This window comes from Vibrio aestuarianus (assembly GCF_012395185.1).
Taxonomy (GTDB): domain Bacteria; phylum Pseudomonadota; class Gammaproteobacteria; order Enterobacterales; family Vibrionaceae; genus Vibrio; species Vibrio aestuarianus.
The window spans coordinates 65,483-85,068 of record NZ_JAAZTU010000015.1; the positions used below are offsets into that span (position 1 = coordinate 65,483).

Sequence of the window (19,586 nt, forward strand, 5' to 3'; positions counted from 1 at the left end):
GCGAAGGAACTTATAACCACAAGTGGTTTGGGTATGGAATATTCACTGCATTATTGCTCTCAGTGCACTTGCAAGCTGATAACAATAGTTTCTAATTTTTGGATTTACCATTACACTTTGCGAAAAACATGATTAAGAAGTTATGATGAACGAAGAGATAGAAACTTTCGATGAAGAAGAAATCGAAATAGAAGCTATTGGTATTGATGTTTCAGTGCAACCAATAGAGCTTTACAAAGTGCTTAAAATCGCCAACTTGGTCGATGGTGGAGGCCAAGCAAAGCACCTTATTAGTGATGGCTATGTCGCGGTAAATGGTGAATTGGAAACAAGAAAGCGTCGTAAAATGTACGATGGAGACTTTTTTGAATTTAACCAAGAATACTATGTTGTGATTTGTGACCAACCTGTATCAGAGCGACCATCGGAAAAAGCTGAATCAGTAGTAAGTGAAGTGCCTAAAAAGAAAACCAAATCGAAGTCAAAAAAAGAACAGAAACCAACAGTAAGCCGTAAAAAAGAGCAAAAAGAATCATCCCCAATCCATAGAGATAAAGAGAGCGGACGCAATTCAATTGATTTCTTTTGATTGGTATTACTTCAAGCTGTAGTGTCTAATTGGAAAGGTGCACTTACTGTGGCGTATATAGTAAAGGGAGCAAATGCTCCCTTTATTAATTTTCAACGCCATTTGTCATCATCCAATGGTGACTCGTCGTCGAAAGGGTGATCAGCTTTACTTAGTAGCACTTCCAATTGGTACTCTAACTGGTTAACCGTTTCGTAGTCACCTTCTGAGCATGCAACATAAATTTGCTGTTCAAGTGCTTCAATGCTATCTCGTATTGCCATCGCGCACCTCCTGTATCCACTGATTAAGCGATTTTTATCTATTCTCAAATCTATTGTAGTCAAGTAAACCAAATTCGATAGGTTGATTTTTCTTATACCAAGCATGAACTTTATCGCTAAATGGCCAAAAGTCTGGTGAGCTACGACGAATTGCAAATCTATCTAATAGCTTAACGTAATCTTCTTCATTTCGCATATTGGTTAGGCGTTCAACCAATTCAGGAATATTTTTTTCTTCCATTGACAGATAAGCCTCGGGATAACTGCCTAGAACACCTCTGACTATGGTCAAATCATCATTTGCTGGGTCGCGGTTACTTTTTTCATCGAATAAGCTCGAAATGTTAGTGTGCGCGTTATTATGTAGCAGTGTAAATAACTGTTCTTGCCCTTGCTTTGATTTGATCATTATCATGGTGACCTGAGGTATTGAAAGTAAGCCTTCTCCCTTTATCTTATTGATCCCCGAAAGTAACCATTCATTTTGTTGAGAAAAACCAGTGTTGACGATATTAAAACGATCTGACAGTACGGGTTCTAGTTTTTCTTTTAATTTATCATACAGTTCTGATTTCGGATCGTCAGAATGGTACACAACACCGGTAGGTTGATCGAATGGAGCAACATTGCGCAGTAAGTATTCGGTTAAATATCGACTTTGATTTTGATACCAGCTTGAGTGCTCTTTGTGTCGCATATCGCGTGGCAAAAGTGAGAGAAAATTACTTTCCCCTTCAAGGCGCAGAAAGTCCATGAACATTCGGGTAATGAGTTGATGACCGAAATTACCGTAAACATCAAATCCTGCCACTAATAAATAGTGAATTCGTTCGAGCAGAGCATAATCTAAAATCCAAGCTGTTTTGGGCTTTTCCCCAACTAGGCCTTGTACAACCGAGGCACTATCAAAATGACGGAACACAGTGAGCGCAGCATTAGGGTTTACACCATCACCAGTCCATAGAATGTCTGTTGTGAGATTTTCACCATTTTTGAACCACTGATTGCTTGCCTCAGATTTTGCTTGTAAGTAACGCGCTTGTTGCTTAGAAAAGTGCACCCAATTGTGGATTGGTAAGGTATTACTTTCAAGCTCACCTGGCAGGTCTAAATTGTCTTTTTGTGAACGATAAAAATCGTTAACTTCCGGCAAGTCGGCTTTTTCTGGATCAACAAAGAAAACCCAAAAGCGGTCGTTAATTACGTTGAGTGCTAACTGCCCACGACATACAGGGCCTTTTATATACGCCATCACTGTATTTTGAGCGTTATCCAACATGAATTTGAAGCGAGCTTTTACTGGCAGTGCATCAAAAGCCGTCATCGGGTTTGCCGAAACGTTGACATCGTAACTGGGTAGTTCGGCGACTTGGTAATCGGCATCAATGAACCATGTTTTCCAATCTTCAATTCGTTTTCGGTTCAGCGCAAACGGCATATGTGTTTTATCAACGATGCTGCCTTGCTCTGGTATTAAGCGATAATAAACTCGCTCAACTCCTGGGTCATCATAAGGTCTGCGAGTGCTAATACGCTTAACAGGTTGTCCGGGCGGAGTTTCTGAACGAACTAAAGAGAAGAACCTAGGTTGTCCTTCAAGCTCAGAAAAATAGAGATGCGATAAAAATAGATGCTCATAGATATAGCGAGCCGTCAGCTGGTTTTTTCTGGCACTGTAGTTCAACACCTTTTCATATTGATCAACAAGTGTGGCTTGCTCGGCGGTTAGTGGTATGTGCGCATTCATCAGCGCGCCATCTTTTAACCAAGTCAGCAACGTATTGTATTCGTGATCACTTAGGTTTGGCATACCATAAGGCATTCCCCACGTTGGGTAGTCTTTTTGGTATTGTGAATACTCTTCAATGGTTGGGCAAATTTGTTCTCTGTCTATTGAAAAATCAAACCCCTCTAACTGAGCCTGCGAAGGGAGCGGGTGAGTCTCTTTTTGCATGAGTAGCTTTGCCACTAACCCAGCTTCCATATTGGCGGTAGGGGTTTGGTCTCGCTCATTCAGCACTGGGTGAAAGCCAAAGTCTCGCCACTGTTGGGTAAATTCAGCATCTTCAAATAGACGGGTTGGCTTCGATGCGGTCAGGCGAGTGCCTTGGTAAACAAGCTCTTTGCTCGCACCGCGATCAATACCTTCCACGGAAGACATTTTCAGTTGGCAAGGCGCATCATAACAGGCGTGACAAACAACACAGCGATTATCAATAATCGGTTTGACTTGATTTAGGAAGAACTCTGCGTGTTGAGAATCCAAAGGCGTTTGCCTCGCTTGAACTTTTGGCTCACCAAACAATTGGTCATAATTAAGCCCTGCATACATTGCACAACCTGAAAACAGTGCAACAAGAGTAACAATAATAAGTCGACGAAATGGCATAGGATTAAATGTCTGAAGAATGTGTGGTTATTAAAGCAAATAATCTCAGATCACGCCACTCACCGTGTAGTATTTATACTCCATTTAGTTGCATTTAAAACACAAGTTATGTTCAATCTTTAATCGATCAAATGAGATTTGCTCGTTTAATGCCCACTTAGATGTTTTTCGTTAAAAAAAGAGTTTTCTTTTCAGTTAGATGTGGCATATTAGTCGGGTCTTCAAGACATAGCGTACTTCGTATAATGGCTATTACCTCAGCCTTCCAAGCTGATGATGCGGGTTCGATTCCCGCAGTACGCTCCAATCTTCTCGAGCTCGAAAATACCCCATAAGTTTTTAAAATAGCCGCTTAATTGCGTGCTTTGTCGTATCTGCCGTTTGATTTACTAAAGAACTCTATATTGGTTAGATTCCAAATACATCTTCGAGTACAAGTGTAAAAATCTATCAGCTGAAATGGAGCTGATAGATTTTTACGTCCAAACTGGCCAGTTACAAAAAGACTATAGTGTTTTATAACGCTTCTACTCAATAAGACAAATAATGGTAGACCAGGCTTAACTTGCTCTGTCTAACTCAACGCCCATTCCAAAGCATTGTTTTAAGTGGTTAAGAAAATGTGGGTCTTCACACATTGCTTTTTCAGGTTCGTCACTGATTTTTGCGACGGCTTTACCATTGCACTGTGCCATTTTAACCACCATCGATAATGGCTTGTATCGCTTATTATTGCTCTGCCAATCGCCCATATCATTAGCTAAGAATGTACCAATTCCAAAACTAATATTCGCTCTTTGGCTGAAGTACTGACAAATCTCTAGCGCTCTGTCGAAGTCGAGGCTATCTGTGAAAATTAATATTTTCGACATTGGATCAATACCCAAAGCTTGATAGTGAGCAATCATCTTATCGCCCCATATCAATGGGCATCCTGAATCGTGACGGACCCCAGCGTAAGCGTTGGCGCGCTGCGCGGTAAAGTCATTTAAGAACGCATCTATGCTAATTGTATCGGTAAGGGCAATGCCCAATTTGCCTTTAAAAGTTTCGTGCCATCTATCTAGTGCGATTGCTTGGGATTGAGCCGTGTCGACTAGTCGCTGGTGGGCCATAAACCATTCGTGCGCAACAGTACCAATTGGGGTCAGTTGAAATTTTTTAGCAAGGTGGTAATTGCTAGTACCAGACATCAGCTCTGGCGCATGTTGACGAAAATAGTCAACCACATCGTGCTGAACCTGAGCACTGAAGCGGCGGCGGCTACCCATCTCAGAAAACTGGAAATTAGTAATCTCGTGTCGGGCTAACTCAGTTTTTAGTTTGTTGACCTTATTTTGCAAAACATTGTGAAATTGCGCGTAGGGAATACCACTCCACAGCTCACGGTTACGCACTTCCGAGATAATACTCATCACCAAGGTTTCATACAAAATGGTTTCATGCCAAATCCCTTGTATGGAGACTTTTAATTGATTTTGACCATGCTCATCAGTGACGGATACGGTCACTTGTTGTTTTGGAGCAAATCTGAATTTCGCTAAGTAGCTCAGAAAACCTTGGTCGAGATGAGGCGCTTGGCAGTGTAAATAGTCTATTTCATCACGATTAAAATGACAGTCAGCGAGTTTGTTAATCTCTTGCTCTATTTGGTGTTTAAAACCAGTCAGGTTTTCATCTGAACGAACAATGAGTTCATAACGTACTTGAGTTTCAGGATAGAGCCGATAAGCAGCACACATCATGTTGATCTTATAAACATCAAGATCAAGCGCGCTTTGAATGATTTTGTGGTTGAAAAGCTTGGCATTCATACGGCCATCCTATCTTTTATCTGGCTCTTACTGGTTGGCACTTTAGTAATTTGCATTTGGTTTGTCAAATTACGTTATTAACCATAATTTAGCACTTTGGGTTGGATTGCGCCTATTACCTTTTAGTCTATGCTATCTAATCGGTTTATCTTATTGGCATACGCTTAAAGGTGGCCGTCTCAAAATAAATAAGGTTAGTCACGGTTAGTTACTTTCCTGTTGACCTGTAATTTGGCAGTGGTAATGTAACCAACAATTAGGGACTTAGGAAACTGACGATGATAGTGACCATTGACATGATATGTCTTCGAATTGGAACACAAGGCTTGGAGGTGTTATTGATTAAGCGCAATAACCCTGATCGGCCGCAACATGGTCTGTGGTCTATTCCCGGTGGATTCGTATTTGAGCAAGACCTTACTGAGCAAGGTGGGCAGCAAGCCGATCAAGATTTTGAAGCAGCACGTAAACGTATATGTCGGCAAAAAATTCACACCTATCCGCACTACATTAGTGAGCCTATGGTTGAGGGGAACCCCAAGCGAGACCCAGATGGTTGGAGTGTGACGATTGCGCACTATGCGCTGCTCAATAATGCCAATGTTGAGCAGATTGAAAACAGTGGGCTGTGCCAAGAGCAATTAAGATGGTTTACCCTTGAGCGCGTGCTAAAGGATGAAATTGAACTGGCTTTTGACCATGCTGAGCTCATTAAATTGGCATGGAAGAAACTAAGAGCTGCGGTTGAATATACGTCAGTGGCACTGTTTGTTTTGGAAAAAGAGTTTTTGGTGTCAGATATTATCGCTGTCTATGCAAAGTTCGGCGTCGAGGTTAATCGTATGACAGTCAAGCGTCGCTTGATTGATACTGGCGTGATTGTGAGTGCGAAGAAAATGGCGTCGACCAATAAAGGGAAGGGCGGTAAGCCGGCGCAGGTTTATAGCCTTAGTGAAAAAAGTGTGACTTATTTTCAGACCTGTCTGCGCTAAACCCAACAAGGAGTGAATCATGCAAATGCAAACCATAAAGATTGATAAAGCCAAAACAGCTTCGGTTGATGTGGACCCGCAGAAAGGTTTTAGTGAGCTATGTCCTAATGAGCTACCTGTTGCGGGGGCATTAGAGATTGTTGATGAGCTTAAACACAACCACAGTAAAGCCAGTGTAAGATTGGTGTCTCGTGATATGCACCCACCAGGTGCGGCTTGGGAAGCTCAATCACCCGATAAGATGCTGCAACCGGTAGGATTGCCAGAAGTAGACATTAAGTGGAACCCGCATTGTGTGGTAGGAACGCTTGGCGTTGAGCTGCTACCTGGCTTGCCTGCTGTTCGCGAGTACGACTTTCAACTTAACAAAGGCATTGACCCAGACGCTCATCCATACGGGGCGTTTTATCACGATCAAGCAGATACGTTGTCTACCGGTGGGATTGAATTTCTGCGAGCAAAAGCGATAGATACCGTGATTGTGGGTGGGTTAGCTTTAGATTTTTGTGTCAAGAAATCAGTCGAGCAGCTTCTTGATGCCGGTTTTCGTGTGATCCTAAACCTCGCCTCGACGCGAGCCGTTTTTCCAGAAAATGCAATCACGGTTATTGGCGAACTGGCCGACAAAGGCGTGATATTGGTCGAAAATTCGGACGCTATACAATAAGTCTGTTTAACGGTGGTTGTAGGCCATTTTTACTACGTTATTGGATTATCAAGTAGAAAACTACATTTCAAAGTTTCTACCTTGTACAAAGAACCCACAAACCGCTGCAAAGATCAGCTTGAAAGGTCAACACGCCCTAGGCTCATCGGCATGACAACTCTTGGGTCAGTTTAAATTGCTTGGGGGTGATGCCGAATTCTTTCTTAAATAATCGAATAAAGTGAGAAATATTTTCATAACCTAATTCTAAAGCGGTATCCGTCACCGACATCGAAGATAGGTAACGCTTAGCTTTAGTCAGGCGAACTTTGGTCATGAATTCTTTAGGGCTTTGAGTGGTGATCATTTTGAATTTTTGACTGAAGTTTGGCAGTGACATATTCACTTCTTCAGCAAAGTCTGAGATCGACATGACTTGCCCTTGGTTTGATTTCATCAAGCTGATCACGCGGTTAATTGGATGATTTTTATAGTGGTGTAGAATATCGTGGCAACCTTGTCGTTTTAACAGCTCATAGACTAACTCTTGGCAAGTCAAATCTAACAGGAATGTAATATTGTTATCTCTGCTTTGCAGTATTGACTGTACTCGTACATGCGTATTAAGCAATTGATCTTGTAATTGCTCGAGCTGAAATTGGTTATGGTCAAATTTGACTTCGCAGTCTACTTCAAGTTGTTCGCTCACTTGTGAACGTACGCCATCAACAATTTCGTCACTAAATTCGTAAACTAATGCCTTAGTGTACTCAGTCATCGACATATAAACTGTTGAATGCGGAGGAAGTAACACACATTGTTCTCGCTGATAACTAAATTGTTCCGCTTGATTAATCACCACCTCTTTGTGGCCCTGTAAAATAGTACAAAGACGTGGTGCATCGTATGAGCGGTATTCATCATGAAAGTGTTTTGGCAAATCGTAGTACAGGATATTTACCTTATCAGTCGAAAGTGCGTATTCGGTTTCAGCAATGCGACAAAAACTGTTGAGAGACTTCATTGATTAGCGAATGTAATTTTCTTATTCATGGGATTAATAGTAATTCTTATTGCAAGATAGAAAAGTGATCTTGGCAGTTAGTAATCAAATTAATAGATAATTAATACTTCTTTATATGCGCATTAATTGAAGTATTAAACAGAAAAGCCTATCTATCATTAGATGATAAATAGGCTAATCCTCATTACTCTGCAACCCCAAAGCTAACTGAAGTTAACGAGTTTGTTTTTGAAAAATGTGGTTGCGCAATTATATGCTCAATTTGGATTACATAGCAGCAGCAAGAATCGTAATAATTTCTTCATGTGTGGCTTGCTTTGGATTGGTAAAACCACACGCATCTTTGAGCGCATTATCGGCAAGGACAGCGAAATCTTCTTCTTTGACTCCTAATTGTGCTAAACCAGATGGGATAGCAACATCCGCGGCAAGCTGACGAATTGATTCGATGGCTGCAAAGGCCGCTTCATTTTGTGATAGGCCAAGTGTATTCACTCCTAGCGCCTTTGCTACGTCAGCTAATCGGTGTGCGGCAATACTGCTGTTGTATACTTGCACATGTGGTAGAAGGATTGCATTACATACACCGTGAGGTAAGTCGTAATAACCACCGAGCTGGTGAGCAATGGCATGCACGTAACCAAGAGATGCGTTATTAAATGCCATACCTGCCATAAATTGTGCATAAGCCATGTTATCGCGGGCAACAATATCATCACCGTTATTGACAGCTTGGCGTAAATTCGCTTGGATCATCTCAATGGCTTTAATGGCTACTGCATCAGTGATAGGAGTGGCGGCCATTGATACATAAGCTTCAATGGCGTGAGTTAGTGCATCCATACCTGTTGCGGCAGTTAAAGAAGCAGGTTTTGCAAGCATCAGCTCAGGGTCGTTAACTGACATTGTCGGCGTTACGTGCTTATCTACGATCGCCATCTTAATTTGACGTTCTTCATCCGTGATGATGCAAAAACGGGTCATCTCAGAGGCAGTACCTGCGGTGGTGTTTATTGAGATTAAAGGAAGTTGTGGCTTTGCTGAACGATCAACACCTTCGTAATCTTTTATCTCGCCACCATTTGTAGCGAGCAAGGCAATGCCTTTTGCGCAGTCGTGTGGTGAACCGCCACCCAATGAAATAACACAATCACATTTGGCTTCGGTTAAAACAGCTAAACCAGATTTAACATTGTTTACGGTTGGATTCGGTTTGGTTTGATCAAAGACGACAAAATCAACGCCAGATGCTTGCAGCAAAGCCGTTACTTTCGCTACTACACCAATCTTGTTTAATACTTGGTCAGTCACGATTAATGCTTTGCTATAACCATGGGCAGTGATAGCGGTTACGGCATCGGCCAAACAACCTGGACCCATTAGATTAATAGCTGGGATATAGAACATATTAGACATCGTTTTCTCCTCTGGCACTCGCCAAACGTTATTCTGCAATTTGTCTTAAACTCCGCTGAGACAATGACTGCTCAAAATCAGTGGTTGTAAACTAGCAAGTAGCAAAAGTCATAACTAACCCGTTTTTAAACAAAGTAGCGTAAATTTTAAAAATGCAGATTTTAAAATAGATCGAAATCAATAAAGTCTCGAACTCGTAGCGAGTTTATTTCTCACAACTAGGGGGGGGACTTCTTTATTTGTCGAACTGGTGAGTATTTAAAGAAGTGAATACTGATAGGTTAATTTAATAATTTGGAGCAAGAAAAAAAGCGCGAATACCAAAATATACAAAAATATATAGGCAGTGGATGGTATCCACGCGAAAGCTTAATTCAGCAACTCAATTATGTTTTGGGCACAGGAATTTTAAAGATCAAAGTGTAAGCTACCGGTAATACAATTAAGGTTAATACGGTTGCAACACCCAATCCAAATACGATAGTTACCGCCATTGACATAAAAAATGGGTCGGACAGGAGTGGTATCAGGCCAAGCATGGTGGTGAGTGCCGCCATACAAACGGGTCTGACACGGCTTACTGAAGAGTCATATACTGCTTGATAGGGCGATTTCCCTTCTTCCAATTCAAGGTTGATTTGGTCAACCAACACAATGCCGTTTTTGACGATCATGCCACTTAAACTTAGCATGCCAAGTATCGCCATAAAGCTAAATGGGGCATTTAAAGTGAGCAAGCCTAAAACTAGTCCAATTAATGCCAGCGGAACGTTTACCCAAATCACGAAAGCTTGTTTTACTGAATTAAATAGGGCAACCGTAATAAGGAACATCGAAAGAAACCCTAATGGTAAATAGTTACCTAAGCTTTGCTGTGCATCTGATGAGGTTTCGTATTCACCGCCCCATTCCAATTCGTATCCCTCTGGCAATTCAAGCGCTTCCACTTTTGCACGCACTTTGGCTAATACAGAATCAGCAGTTTCATCACTAGTTAAAACTGGGTCTGCAAACACTGAAATAACGCGTTTACGATCACGGCGCATGATAATGGGGTTTTCCCACTCATTTTCAAACGATGAAACCACTTGAGCCACAGGAACGAATGTATTATTTTCTGAGCTCCAAACTTGTAACTGACTGATACTTCCTGCATCTAAACGCTCTTCTTGTGGCGCTCGAGCTACAATCGGCATCAAGTCAGATTGTTCACGATATGTACCAATCGTTTGCCCATTAAAATTCATCAATAGTGCAGAATCTAAGCTTTGCTTACTAATACCGGCTTCTCTTGCTTGAGCAAGATTAAACTGTGGTCGTACGATTAAGGTTTGATTACGCCAGTTATGGCGGATATTTTCTGCGCTTGGCTCAGCATGAAAAATATCTTCGGCTTTTGCGGCTAATTTGCGCAACACCACTGGATCTTCGCCATAAAATCGAGCTTCAATTTTAGCTGCAGGAGACGGACCATTTTCAATCAGTTTAACTTTGTATTCTGCCTCTGGGTATTGGCTACGCAGATAATGGCTGATTTCGGACAAGTAGGCATTCATTTTTTCAAGACTAGTCATTTCTATGATCATTTGCCCGTATGAGCTGTAACCTTTCTCTGGTTGGTAAGGCAGAATAAATCGCTGGGCTCCTTGGCCGACAACGGTTGTGATATTTTTTAACCCAAGGTTTTCTTTGGCATCTTGAGCAACAATGTCGTTCTCAATGCGACGGATAAATTCGTCGGTAAAACGAATATCGCTGCCTTCTTCAAGCCAAACATCAACCATGAAAATGGGCGTATTAGATGGTGGGAAAAACACTTGTTTAACCAATCCCATTCCAACAATTGCAGCAATCAGAAAGCTTAATACCACTAACATGGTACTTTTTCTAAATCGCATCGCTAGGTTCAACAGGCTGCGATAAGCATTGAAAATAAAACCTTGGTAAGTATTTTCCGTTGCTGTTGACGCTTTACCGTCTTTAAATAACAGGTGGCAGAAGAAGGGCGTGATGGTCATTGCTGTAAACCAACTGATCGATAAAGAAATCAGCAAAACTTTGAACAATGATCCACAAAATTCACCCGTATCATCAGGAGACAAACCAATTGGAGCAAAGGCTAGGATACCAATCACGGTGGCGCCTAAAAGGGGCCATTGTGTTTGTGTAACGATGGTTTTTGCAGCCTGTAGGCGACTATGGCCACGCTTGATGCCAATGATGATCCCCTCTGTCACCACTATCGCGTTATCAACCAACATACCTAATGCGATGATCAATGCGCCCAGTGAGATGCTTTGTAATTGAATTCCCAATACATTCATCACGATAAATGTGCCTAATATGGTTATAAGCAAAACACAGCCCATCAATACGCCAGCTTTTAGGCCCATAAAAATTAACAGAACGACAATAACAATGGCGACCGATTCTGCAAGGTTTAACAAAAATCCGTTAACCGTTTTTTCTACGATAGAACCTTGGTTATAGACGGTATTAATTTCCATGCCAATGGGGCGTTTTGCTAATAACTGCTCCATTTCTTGTGTGATCGCGTTCGACACATCGACAACGTTAACGCCAGAGTTGAAGGATACGCCAATTGAAAGTGCGCGCTGGCCTTTATCGTGGTAAATATTTTTCGGTTCTTCAGAGGTTGTTTTGTAAATGGTGGCGATATCACCTAAATAAACTAGTGCGTTACCGTTTGGCGCATTGATGATTAAGTTCTCCATTTCACTGACTTGGCTGAATTCTCCGGTTGGGGTAATACGTACTCGGCTCGAACCAATCAACATTTTTCCGGCATTCGAAACCACATTCTGATTTTGCAATTGTTGGTAGATATAATTAGGATCCAACCCTAATGCGGCTAATTTAGCTTGGCTTATTTCAACTACAACTTGTTGCTCTGGCATTCCCTCAACCAAAACTTTCTTCACGCCATCGACTAACACTAATTCTCGTCGAATTAAGTCTGAGAATTTTTCTAATTCTTGATAGCTATAGCCTTCACCGTTGAGATTCATCAAATAGCCAAATACATCAGAAAAGTCGTCCACAATAATGGGTTGCGCGACTCCAGAAGGTAATTGACCTAGCGTATCGCTGACTTTATTTCGTAGCTCATTCCATACTTGTGGTAGACGATCTTTACCATATTGGCTTTTAACTTCGACCTCAATTTGAGACAAACCGGCACTGTTAATTGATTTCACTAATTTCACTTGCTGCATTTGTTGAATCGCATCTTCTAAAGGCAAGCTTACTTCTTCCTCGACTTGCTCGGGTGAGGCTCCCGGATAGGCGGTAATCACTAAGGCCTGTTTGATAGTGAATTCTGGTTGTTCGAGTTGTCCGAGTCCAAGAAAAGAAATGATTCCACCGATGGTCATAAGTATGATAACCATCCACGTAATGACGTTATTTTTAATGCTAAATACGGCTGGATTCATAGTTAAACTCCTCTCTCCCAACGTAAAGGAGCCACTTTGGTTTCAGAGCTAATTGCGTTAGCACCAACAGCAACCACTTGGTCACCTTGGTTTAATCCACTGAGTATTTCAGTCCCTTCGGTACGAATTTTACCGAGTTCAACGACCGACTTTTGCACGGTTTGTGTTTGTTCTTGATAAACCCAAACAAAATTTTGTTGAGTTTGTTCATCACGCACAATGGCAGTAAGCGGTAGAACCGTAACAGGCTGATTGGTACTTCTGTCATCGACAGTAACATTTGCACTCATGCCTGGTAAAATTGAAAGCTTGGCCGGTGGTGTAAATGACAAGGTCATTTGATAGGTTTGGCTGCCGTTATTAACCACGCGATTCATTTCTTTGAATGTTGCGTTTAAGGTTTCATCTACCCCATGGAATTTTACGCGGTATTGTCCTTGAGGCGCTTTTTTTGTAAAGCTGGCCCTATTAAAAACATAGGACTCAGAAACGTTGAAAGTGAGGTCAAACTCTTGATTTCCCTGTAAAGTGATGACCACTTGAGATGCTTGAACCATTTGATGGTTATCTAGATCTACTTTTGCAATCATACCAGTAAATGGAGCGATTAATGTGGTGTAACTGAGTTGATCTTGCGCAGAATTAAGCGCCGCCACGGTTGATTGCAGTTGTGCTTTTGCTGTATCAAACTCAGCTTTTGATATCAGTTTTCGCTCTAATAGCTCCTCTTTACGTGCAAAGTCTGCTTTGGCTAATTGATGATTCGCTTGTGCGTTTAATAACGCATTTTTTGCATCTCTATTATCCAATTGAGCTAATACATCACCTTTATTCACCTTCTGCCCGGCGAGTAGGTTTAATTGGGTTAATTGCCCATTAATACGAAAGGCAAGATCAACTTGTTGATTAGCTGCTACTTTGGCAGGAAATGTTTTATGAATCTGAGTACCTACGTTGCCAACCTGTATTAGTTTGACTGGACGAACACGTGAGGAAAATGTGGTCGTTGATTCAATACTCTGGGCGTAAGTTTCTGTAACGACAGAAAAAAGAGCCGCGATGGTTGTAGACGTCAGCACTATCGCGAGAGTGGTGTGTTGTAAAGGGTTATTAATGCGCATTGCTGTTACCTTCTTTAAAAAGAATGGGAGACTATACGCAAATTTTTTGTTTCATAAAACATGACAAAGTGGCACCGTGGGTTCTATAATTCAGAACATCAATCAAGAGATAATCACTTGTGTTTTATGATGAGATCAGTGCATGAAAACTGAAGATATAAAGATGTTTCACCATATTGTTGAAAGCGGTGGGTTGGTTAAAGCTTCAGAGTTACTAGATTTACCTAAATCTAATTTGAGCAGACGTTTGAAAGCATTAGAGCATGAGTTAGGCATTGACCTTTTTCATCGCCAACATAAAACGATTGTAGTGAGTGAAAACGGCCGCCGATTCTATCAAACCAGTAAAACCTTTCTTGAACAATTCGAAATAGAAATACAGGGACTGAGTAGCCAAAATTTTGAGCTGTCAGGTCATATACGCATACAGATTTTGGCATTACCTAACCTTAGAATATTGGCGAATATCATTACTGATTTCATGTCAATACACCCAAAAGTTACGATTGAAATCATTACCAGTTCGACAGAATTTGAACTAATAGAAAAGAATGTCGACATTGGTTTTCGCATTGGTTATCAGCTTGAAAGTATGGACCTTATTGCACGAAAGTTACTTTCAGTTGATCTTAGCCTTTATGCTTCACCTCAATATTTAGAGCAGTACGGTACGCCTCAAACACCGATGGATCTTGAACTGCATGAGTTTATTTTATTTCGGAAATTTGATGGTAAAATAGACCGTCGACTGAATTTTAACAATGAATCAGTGACTGTCTCAGGACGTTTAATTGTTAATGATGTGGGGTTACTGACCCAATCTTGCCTCGATCATCAAGGAATTAGCTGTATCGCTGATCATGATACACAAGAATACGTCGAAAATGGTGAATTGGTGAAGTTACTACCGAACTATCGAACGGAACAAGTTCATGGTTGGCTACTTTATCCTAGGAAGAAAACCTTATCCCGACAGGCTAAAGCGCTGATCGATTATATTCTAGAGAGGTTTCCAGAAAATAGTGAGCCCAATCTATAACAATACGATGAAGTACCCTCTATAAATTAGTGGGCACTTCAAAGATAATTTACATTGCGCTAGCTAAATGAAGTTCGATTTTATCGATAACTTCTTCATCTTGTAGCAGATCAAATTTTCTAGCGAAGAGATTTGTACTAGAAATAAGTTCAGATGCGTCACCGATATGGAACGTTCTTGGGCGAAGTTTTATATCACCATCAAGAACCCAATCAATCATACGCAAGTCATCTTGAATAACTTCACCATGGCAATCGTTATTCATCATCACTGTTTGGAAGAAACCTTCATCAGCAATAAACGTGTTCTTGTAAAACTCCTTATAAGGTTCAGAAACACGGGTGTTACAGACAAAGTCACAAAATTTGCGAGATACAATCATCCACTGAGTTCCAATGAATGGGGTGATCCCAGTCATGAATCTTCTAGATAGTTTAGGTCGATAAAGTTGTTCACCGAATTCAAAACACATATTGTGAATACGATTCATTGTTTCTGGTCGGTTTTCATTTTGATCGAGCGCCCGTATGAACTCTTTACTCGGGTTTTCTGCTAAAAAATTGTGGATGTAGGCTTGAGTTTTTAACGGAAAATCTTGGCCACTTAGATTGATAAAGTGAGTCCAGTTTTTACTGGTTTCGAGTAGTTTAGCCATGCCACGAAGCTCAATATTTACCAGACTATACCCACCCCACAATGCATTTTCAGGCTCTAGAACTTCAGCGTTAGGGTAGTCTTCTAAATAGGTCGAAATAGTATTCGATATTTCTTTACCTGAACTCTTATCAACATGCACCAAGTAGTGATTTTCAGGGTGGTATATAGCTCTAAATAGACGTTTAAATTGCTCTGGATATCGATGCACTAAAACAAGGTAAGCAACCATGACAGTATTCCTTGAGAAAGCGGGAATAGTATTTCCACGCTCCAGTTCTCTCAGTAAGGAAAAGGATATTTTTGAGGTCAAGGCGTGTTCTTGCTCACTCCTTATATTGGGGTAGATAGCCATAATGCAATGGGGTGATGACGATTAAATGAGCAATAAACTAGTTAGACGAATTACCCATTGTATGTGTGTGGCTCGCGGCAAGTTACGAGTCACACACTTTTATCTGAAGCAAAATTGTTCTAAAGACCTTTGTGATATTGCTTGTTGGTTGTTGCGGTCATTGAAGCGACTAGTTGCGCTTTTGCGTTATCATCACCGCTAAGACTGTGTTTAAACAGTGCGATTAATTCCGACTTGCTAATATTGACTTTGGTCTGTGTGGGGATATCTCTTACATCAATCATCACATCAGTAAAGGTGGTGGGTAAATCATTGAGGATATCGAGGTTCAGGAAGTTCACATCGTTATACAAGCTGTTGTGACTACTTTTTTGTTTGTTGATCATATATGACGTATCTTGAAGGTTGATGATTGACGCGTTCTTTTCGCAACGTTTCATGCAACCTTTATTCATTCGCTGTTTCTTGCAGCCTATGCTTTGAATAAACAGACATTGACGGCTAGTTAATAGGTTGATGGGGTGATAAATGCTGTAAAAAAGCTTGAACCCATTTGGTTTAACTAAACGTTTCATTTGCAGCGCATTTAATTCATTAGAGATAAAAGCACCAACTCCTTTTAGCTCTAGATCAATACACTGAAGGGCAAATGAATTGGTGATGTTCAGTTGTGGACCTGCCACCCATTGTAACCCTAGTGACTGAGCAAGTTCTGCAACGCCAAGGTTGTTGGTCACAACGAGGCGCGGCATAGTTTGCGTTAATAGTTCACGCGCGGCTTGATAGTGTTCACCAATCAAAATCGCAGGGAAAAATGGAATCAAGTCTGGATGAGACTTAAATAGAGCGATCATTTCATCCAATTGATAATTCAATGCGTCGGGTAATTGATAGAAAAAGCTAGCGTCTGGGTGACTATCTAGCAAACCTAAATCGGCGGTATCTGCAATTAAAACCGATAATGCAGACGGTTGCTGAGCACTTGCATTTGATTCGGCTTTCGGCAGTGGAATATCAATGACTTCACCACTACCTTTCAAACTGCGTGTACGACCAGTTTCAATTGGCATCGCCTGTGTAATATTGTCTACCTTACGGATGAGGTCTGTCGTTTTATCAAAAAGTGACTTTTTCACTTTCATGGTGTCATCAGCAGTACGGCATTGATACACTTTACTGAAGTGAGTAACAGTATGGCCGCGTGGGTTATCGATATACATATCACGGTGAATATCACCTTGCAGATAGCCGTTGCTAAAATCACGGTTAAAGACACTGTACAGCTCGGTCATATCATTATGAATATCACCAGTTTGACAAAAGTGATCGATTTGTTTACGCCAGTTATCGACCACAGTATAGACGTAATGAGCTTTTTTGATTCGCCCTTCAACTTTCAGAGAATAGACACCAGCTTTGGCTAGCGCTTCCATATTTGAATACGCCGAATTGTCTTTCAAATTGAGTGGATAGTTTTTTCCAGCCTCGGTAGTTTGATATTGGTCACGGCATGGCTGGCTGCAACGCCCGCGGTTGCCGGATGCGCCATTGCGCTCTGAACTGAAATAGCACAGACCAGAAAAACCAATACAGTACGAACCATGAACAAAGACTTCCATCAGCACATCATGTTTACGCCCAAACTGAGCTAAGTGGGTAATTTCATCAATGTTAAGTTCGCGAGAGAGATTGACACGACTAGAACCGAGTTTTCCTAAAAGCAATATTTGCCCTTCGTTATGCGTATTCATCTGCGTTGAGGCGTGCATATCCAAGCTAGGGAAATGGTGTTTGAGAATATATGCCAGACCAAGATCTTGAATGATCACCCCATCAATACTGGTATCAACCAACTGTTTAAGCAGACGTATGACAGCAGGAATCTCACTTTCTAAGACAACGATGTTTAAAGTCAAAAAGATTTTACAATGATGTTGATGAGCAAGCTTGAGCACGCCTTCAAGCAAATCCAACGTGATATTGGCCGCGCGATTTCGGGCGTTAAACCGTTCTAATCCACAGTAGATAGCATCTGCACCAGCTGCAATGGCCGCTTTAATGGATTCTAAGTCGCCACCTGGGGCCAATAACTCAAATTGTTCTTTTTGAAAAGCCAAGCTCATTTACTCTACATATTGCTATTTGGATTGTGGATTATATAGATCATGGTCACATTTATCGAGCCAGTTGCGATGTTTAATCTAAACGCAGATAAGAACTGGGGATGCGATAGCAATAAAAAAGCCAGCGTATCGGCTGGCTCGTTATTACTGGGAATAAGGCTATGCGTTAAGCGCTTGCTCTAAATCGGCAAGAATGTCATCAATATGCTCAATCCCCACAGAAAGTCGAATCATCTCTGGTGACACACCAGCTTGTTTTTGTTCTTGCTCATTGAGCTGTCGGTGTGTGGTTGATGCAGGGTGACAAGCGAGAGATTTAGCATCGCCAATATTGACCAGGCGTTTAAATATCTGCAATGCATCATAAAAACGAACGCCAGCATCATAGCCCGCTTTTAAACCAAACGAGAGGATGGCCGAAGGCTTACCTTTCATATACTTTTGCGCAAGAGCATAGTGTTCTGACTGTGGAAGAGCGGCGTAGTTAACCCAGCTAACTTTGTCATGTTGCTCAAGAAATTGGGCTACTTTCAGTGCATTTTCTGTGTGTCGTTCCATGCGAAGTGATAGGGTTTCTAACCCTTGCATCAACATAAAAGCATTCATTGGTGACAAGGTTGCGCCAGTATTTCGTAAAGGAACAGTACGTGCGCGTCCTATAAAGGCAGCGTCGCCAAAAGCCTCAGTATACACCACACCGTGGTAAGAAGGTTCGGGTTGGTTAAACACAGGAAAACGATCTTTATGCTGCGCCCAAGGAAATTTACCTGAATCGATAATCATGCCACCGAGCGTAGTACCATGCCCACCGACGTACTTGGTTAAAGAGTGCACCACGATGTCTGCACCAAATGAAATCGGCTTGCATAAGGCTGGAGTTGCTACGGTGTTATCAACAATCACTGGCACGCCTTGCGCGTGAGCAAGTTCTGCAACACGCTCTAAATCAATGATATTACCTGCAGGGTTACCGATACTTTCGCAATAAACGGCTTTAGTATTTTCATCAATCAGTGCAGCTAAACTCTCTGGTTGATCGTCTTTGGCGAAACGCACTTCTATGCCTTGGTTTGGTAGCATGTGAGCAAATAGGGTATACGTGCCACCATATAATTGTGGAGTCGATACAATATTATCGCCAGCTTGTGCCAACGTTAAAATGGCATAATTTATCGCTGCGCTACCCGCACTGACGGCTAGGCCTGCAATACCACCTTCTAAGGCCGCCATACGTTTTTCCAACACATCGTTGGTTGGGTTCATGATCCGCGTGTAAATATTACCTGGGACGGCAAGGTTAAATAAATCAGCGCCATGCTGTGCATTATCAAACTCATAGGCAACAGTTTGGTAGATTGGCGTTGCAACTGATTTAGTGGTTGGATCGGTTTCATAACCAAAATGTATCGAGAGTGTTTCGTCTTTCATGTATCGTCCTTGAGCCATTGAATAGTGAATGTTTTATCACCAGAAGTTGTTATTCCTTTGCTACTTGAAGCTGTTGCGGTGTTGGCTACGCTGCTCACCTTAATCACACAGTTTATCAGTGATAATGATGGTGAGCTTACTTGCCGTACAGCTACAGCGCAACTTCAAGTTGTTGTCATATAACAAAAGAAACGGCAGTTATTGTCAAGCAAAGTGAAATCTCAGTACTGTATTTATTCAGTAATAGAGGAAAAGCGGCTTGTAAAATATTTAAACCT

At 41.5% G+C, this 19,586-nt stretch carries 15 protein-coding genes and 1 tRNA gene; 6 read left to right on the forward strand and 10 right to left on the reverse strand.

The genetic code is table 11. The annotated features are described in order from the left end of the window. Nucleotides 1-142 precede the first annotated feature (142 nt). A complete protein-coding gene (locus tag HGG78_RS09185; RefSeq protein WP_372586259.1) occupies nucleotides 143-589 on the forward strand; it encodes an RNA-binding S4 domain-containing protein in 447 nt (148 codons plus the stop codon). A gap of 92 nt (nucleotides 590-681) precedes the next feature. On the opposite strand, the gene HGG78_RS09190 is transcribed toward HGG78_RS09185, so the two are convergent. After that, a complete protein-coding gene (locus HGG78_RS09190) occupies nucleotides 682-852 on the reverse strand; it encodes a hypothetical protein (protein ID WP_168524685.1) in 171 nt (56 codons plus the stop codon). Nucleotides 853-886: 34 nt separating this feature from the next. Beyond that, entirely contained in the window at nucleotides 887-3,241 is a 2,355-nt protein-coding gene (locus HGG78_RS09195; protein ID WP_172532706.1) for a fatty acid cis/trans isomerase, read from the reverse strand. Between the two features lie 231 nt (nucleotides 3,242-3,472). On the opposite strand from HGG78_RS09195, the gene HGG78_RS09200 reads away from it, so the two are divergent. Continuing rightward, nucleotides 3,473-3,547: transfer RNA gene (locus HGG78_RS09200), tRNA-Gly, on the forward strand. Nucleotides 3,548-3,801: 254 nt separating this feature from the next. Here the strand turns inward: HGG78_RS09200 and pncB are convergent. Next, entirely contained in the window at nucleotides 3,802-5,055 is a 1,254-nt protein-coding gene (gene pncB / locus HGG78_RS09205; RefSeq protein WP_172532707.1) for a nicotinate phosphoribosyltransferase, read from the reverse strand. A gap of 278 nt (nucleotides 5,056-5,333) precedes the next feature. On the opposite strand from pncB, the gene HGG78_RS09210 reads away from it, so the two are divergent. Continuing rightward, nucleotides 5,334-6,047: an NUDIX domain-containing protein gene (locus HGG78_RS09210; protein WP_053312079.1), complete on the forward strand. Its 714-nt coding sequence runs from the start codon at nucleotides 5,334-5,336 to the stop codon at nucleotides 6,045-6,047. Nucleotides 6,048-6,066: 19 nt separating this feature from the next. Next, nucleotides 6,067-6,714, forward strand: coding sequence for an isochorismatase family protein (locus HGG78_RS09215; protein ID WP_053312080.1), 648 nt, complete (start codon nucleotides 6,067-6,069; stop codon nucleotides 6,712-6,714). A 142-nt stretch (nucleotides 6,715-6,856) separates the two neighbouring features. Here HGG78_RS09215 and HGG78_RS09220 read toward each other — a convergent pair whose 3' ends face one another. From HGG78_RS09220 to HGG78_RS09235, 4 genes are all read right to left on the reverse strand, one after another. Then, the gene (locus HGG78_RS09220; RefSeq protein ID WP_172532708.1) at nucleotides 6,857-7,717 is read right to left on the reverse strand and encodes a helix-turn-helix domain-containing protein; all 861 of its coding nucleotides are present in this window, start codon (nucleotides 7,715-7,717) and stop codon (nucleotides 6,857-6,859) included. 267 nt (nucleotides 7,718-7,984) lie between these two features. After that, nucleotides 7,985-9,133, reverse strand: a complete 1,149-nt coding sequence (gene yiaY / locus HGG78_RS09225; RefSeq protein WP_172532709.1) for an L-threonine dehydrogenase — start codon at nucleotides 9,131-9,133, stop codon at nucleotides 7,985-7,987. Nucleotides 9,134-9,519: 386 nt separating this feature from the next. Continuing rightward, nucleotides 9,520-12,588: an efflux RND transporter permease subunit gene (locus HGG78_RS09230; protein ID WP_172532710.1), complete on the reverse strand. Its 3,069-nt coding sequence runs from the start codon at nucleotides 12,586-12,588 to the stop codon at nucleotides 9,520-9,522. Nucleotides 12,589-12,590: 2 nt separating this feature from the next. Further along, on the reverse strand, nucleotides 12,591-13,709 hold the full coding sequence (locus HGG78_RS09235) for an efflux RND transporter periplasmic adaptor subunit (protein ID WP_053312084.1): 1,119 nt from the start codon (nucleotides 13,707-13,709) through the stop codon (nucleotides 12,591-12,593). 142 nt (nucleotides 13,710-13,851) lie between these two features. Here HGG78_RS09235 and HGG78_RS09240 point away from each other — a divergent pair, with 142 nt between their 5' ends. After that, nucleotides 13,852-14,748, forward strand: coding sequence for a LysR family transcriptional regulator (locus tag HGG78_RS09240; protein WP_053312085.1), 897 nt, complete (start codon nucleotides 13,852-13,854; stop codon nucleotides 14,746-14,748). Between the two features lie 49 nt (nucleotides 14,749-14,797). Here HGG78_RS09240 and HGG78_RS09245 read toward each other — a convergent pair whose 3' ends face one another. The 3 genes from HGG78_RS09245 to HGG78_RS09255 form a co-directional block, all read right to left on the reverse strand. Continuing rightward, nucleotides 14,798-15,634 carry a beta-1,6-N-acetylglucosaminyltransferase gene (locus HGG78_RS09245; RefSeq protein ID WP_172532711.1) on the reverse strand — a complete coding sequence of 279 codons (837 nt, stop codon included), beginning with the start codon at nucleotides 15,632-15,634 and terminating at the stop codon, nucleotides 14,798-14,800. Nucleotides 15,635-15,876: 242 nt separating this feature from the next. Beyond that, nucleotides 15,877-17,880 carry a peptidase U32 family protein gene (locus HGG78_RS09250; protein ID WP_172532712.1) on the reverse strand — a complete coding sequence of 668 codons (2,004 nt, stop codon included), beginning with the start codon at nucleotides 17,878-17,880 and terminating at the stop codon, nucleotides 15,877-15,879. Nucleotides 17,881-18,039: 159 nt separating this feature from the next. Then, nucleotides 18,040-19,308 (reverse strand): O-acetylhomoserine aminocarboxypropyltransferase/cysteine synthase family protein, encoded by a 1,269-nt coding sequence (locus HGG78_RS09255; protein WP_053312133.1) that lies wholly within the window; start codon nucleotides 19,306-19,308, stop codon nucleotides 18,040-18,042. A 24-nt stretch (nucleotides 19,309-19,332) separates the two neighbouring features. On the opposite strand from HGG78_RS09255, the gene HGG78_RS09260 reads away from it, so the two are divergent. Continuing rightward, nucleotides 19,333-19,491 carry a hypothetical protein gene (locus HGG78_RS09260; RefSeq protein WP_172532713.1) on the forward strand — a complete coding sequence of 53 codons (159 nt, stop codon included), beginning with the start codon at nucleotides 19,333-19,335 and terminating at the stop codon, nucleotides 19,489-19,491. Nucleotides 19,492-19,586 lie beyond the last annotated feature (95 nt).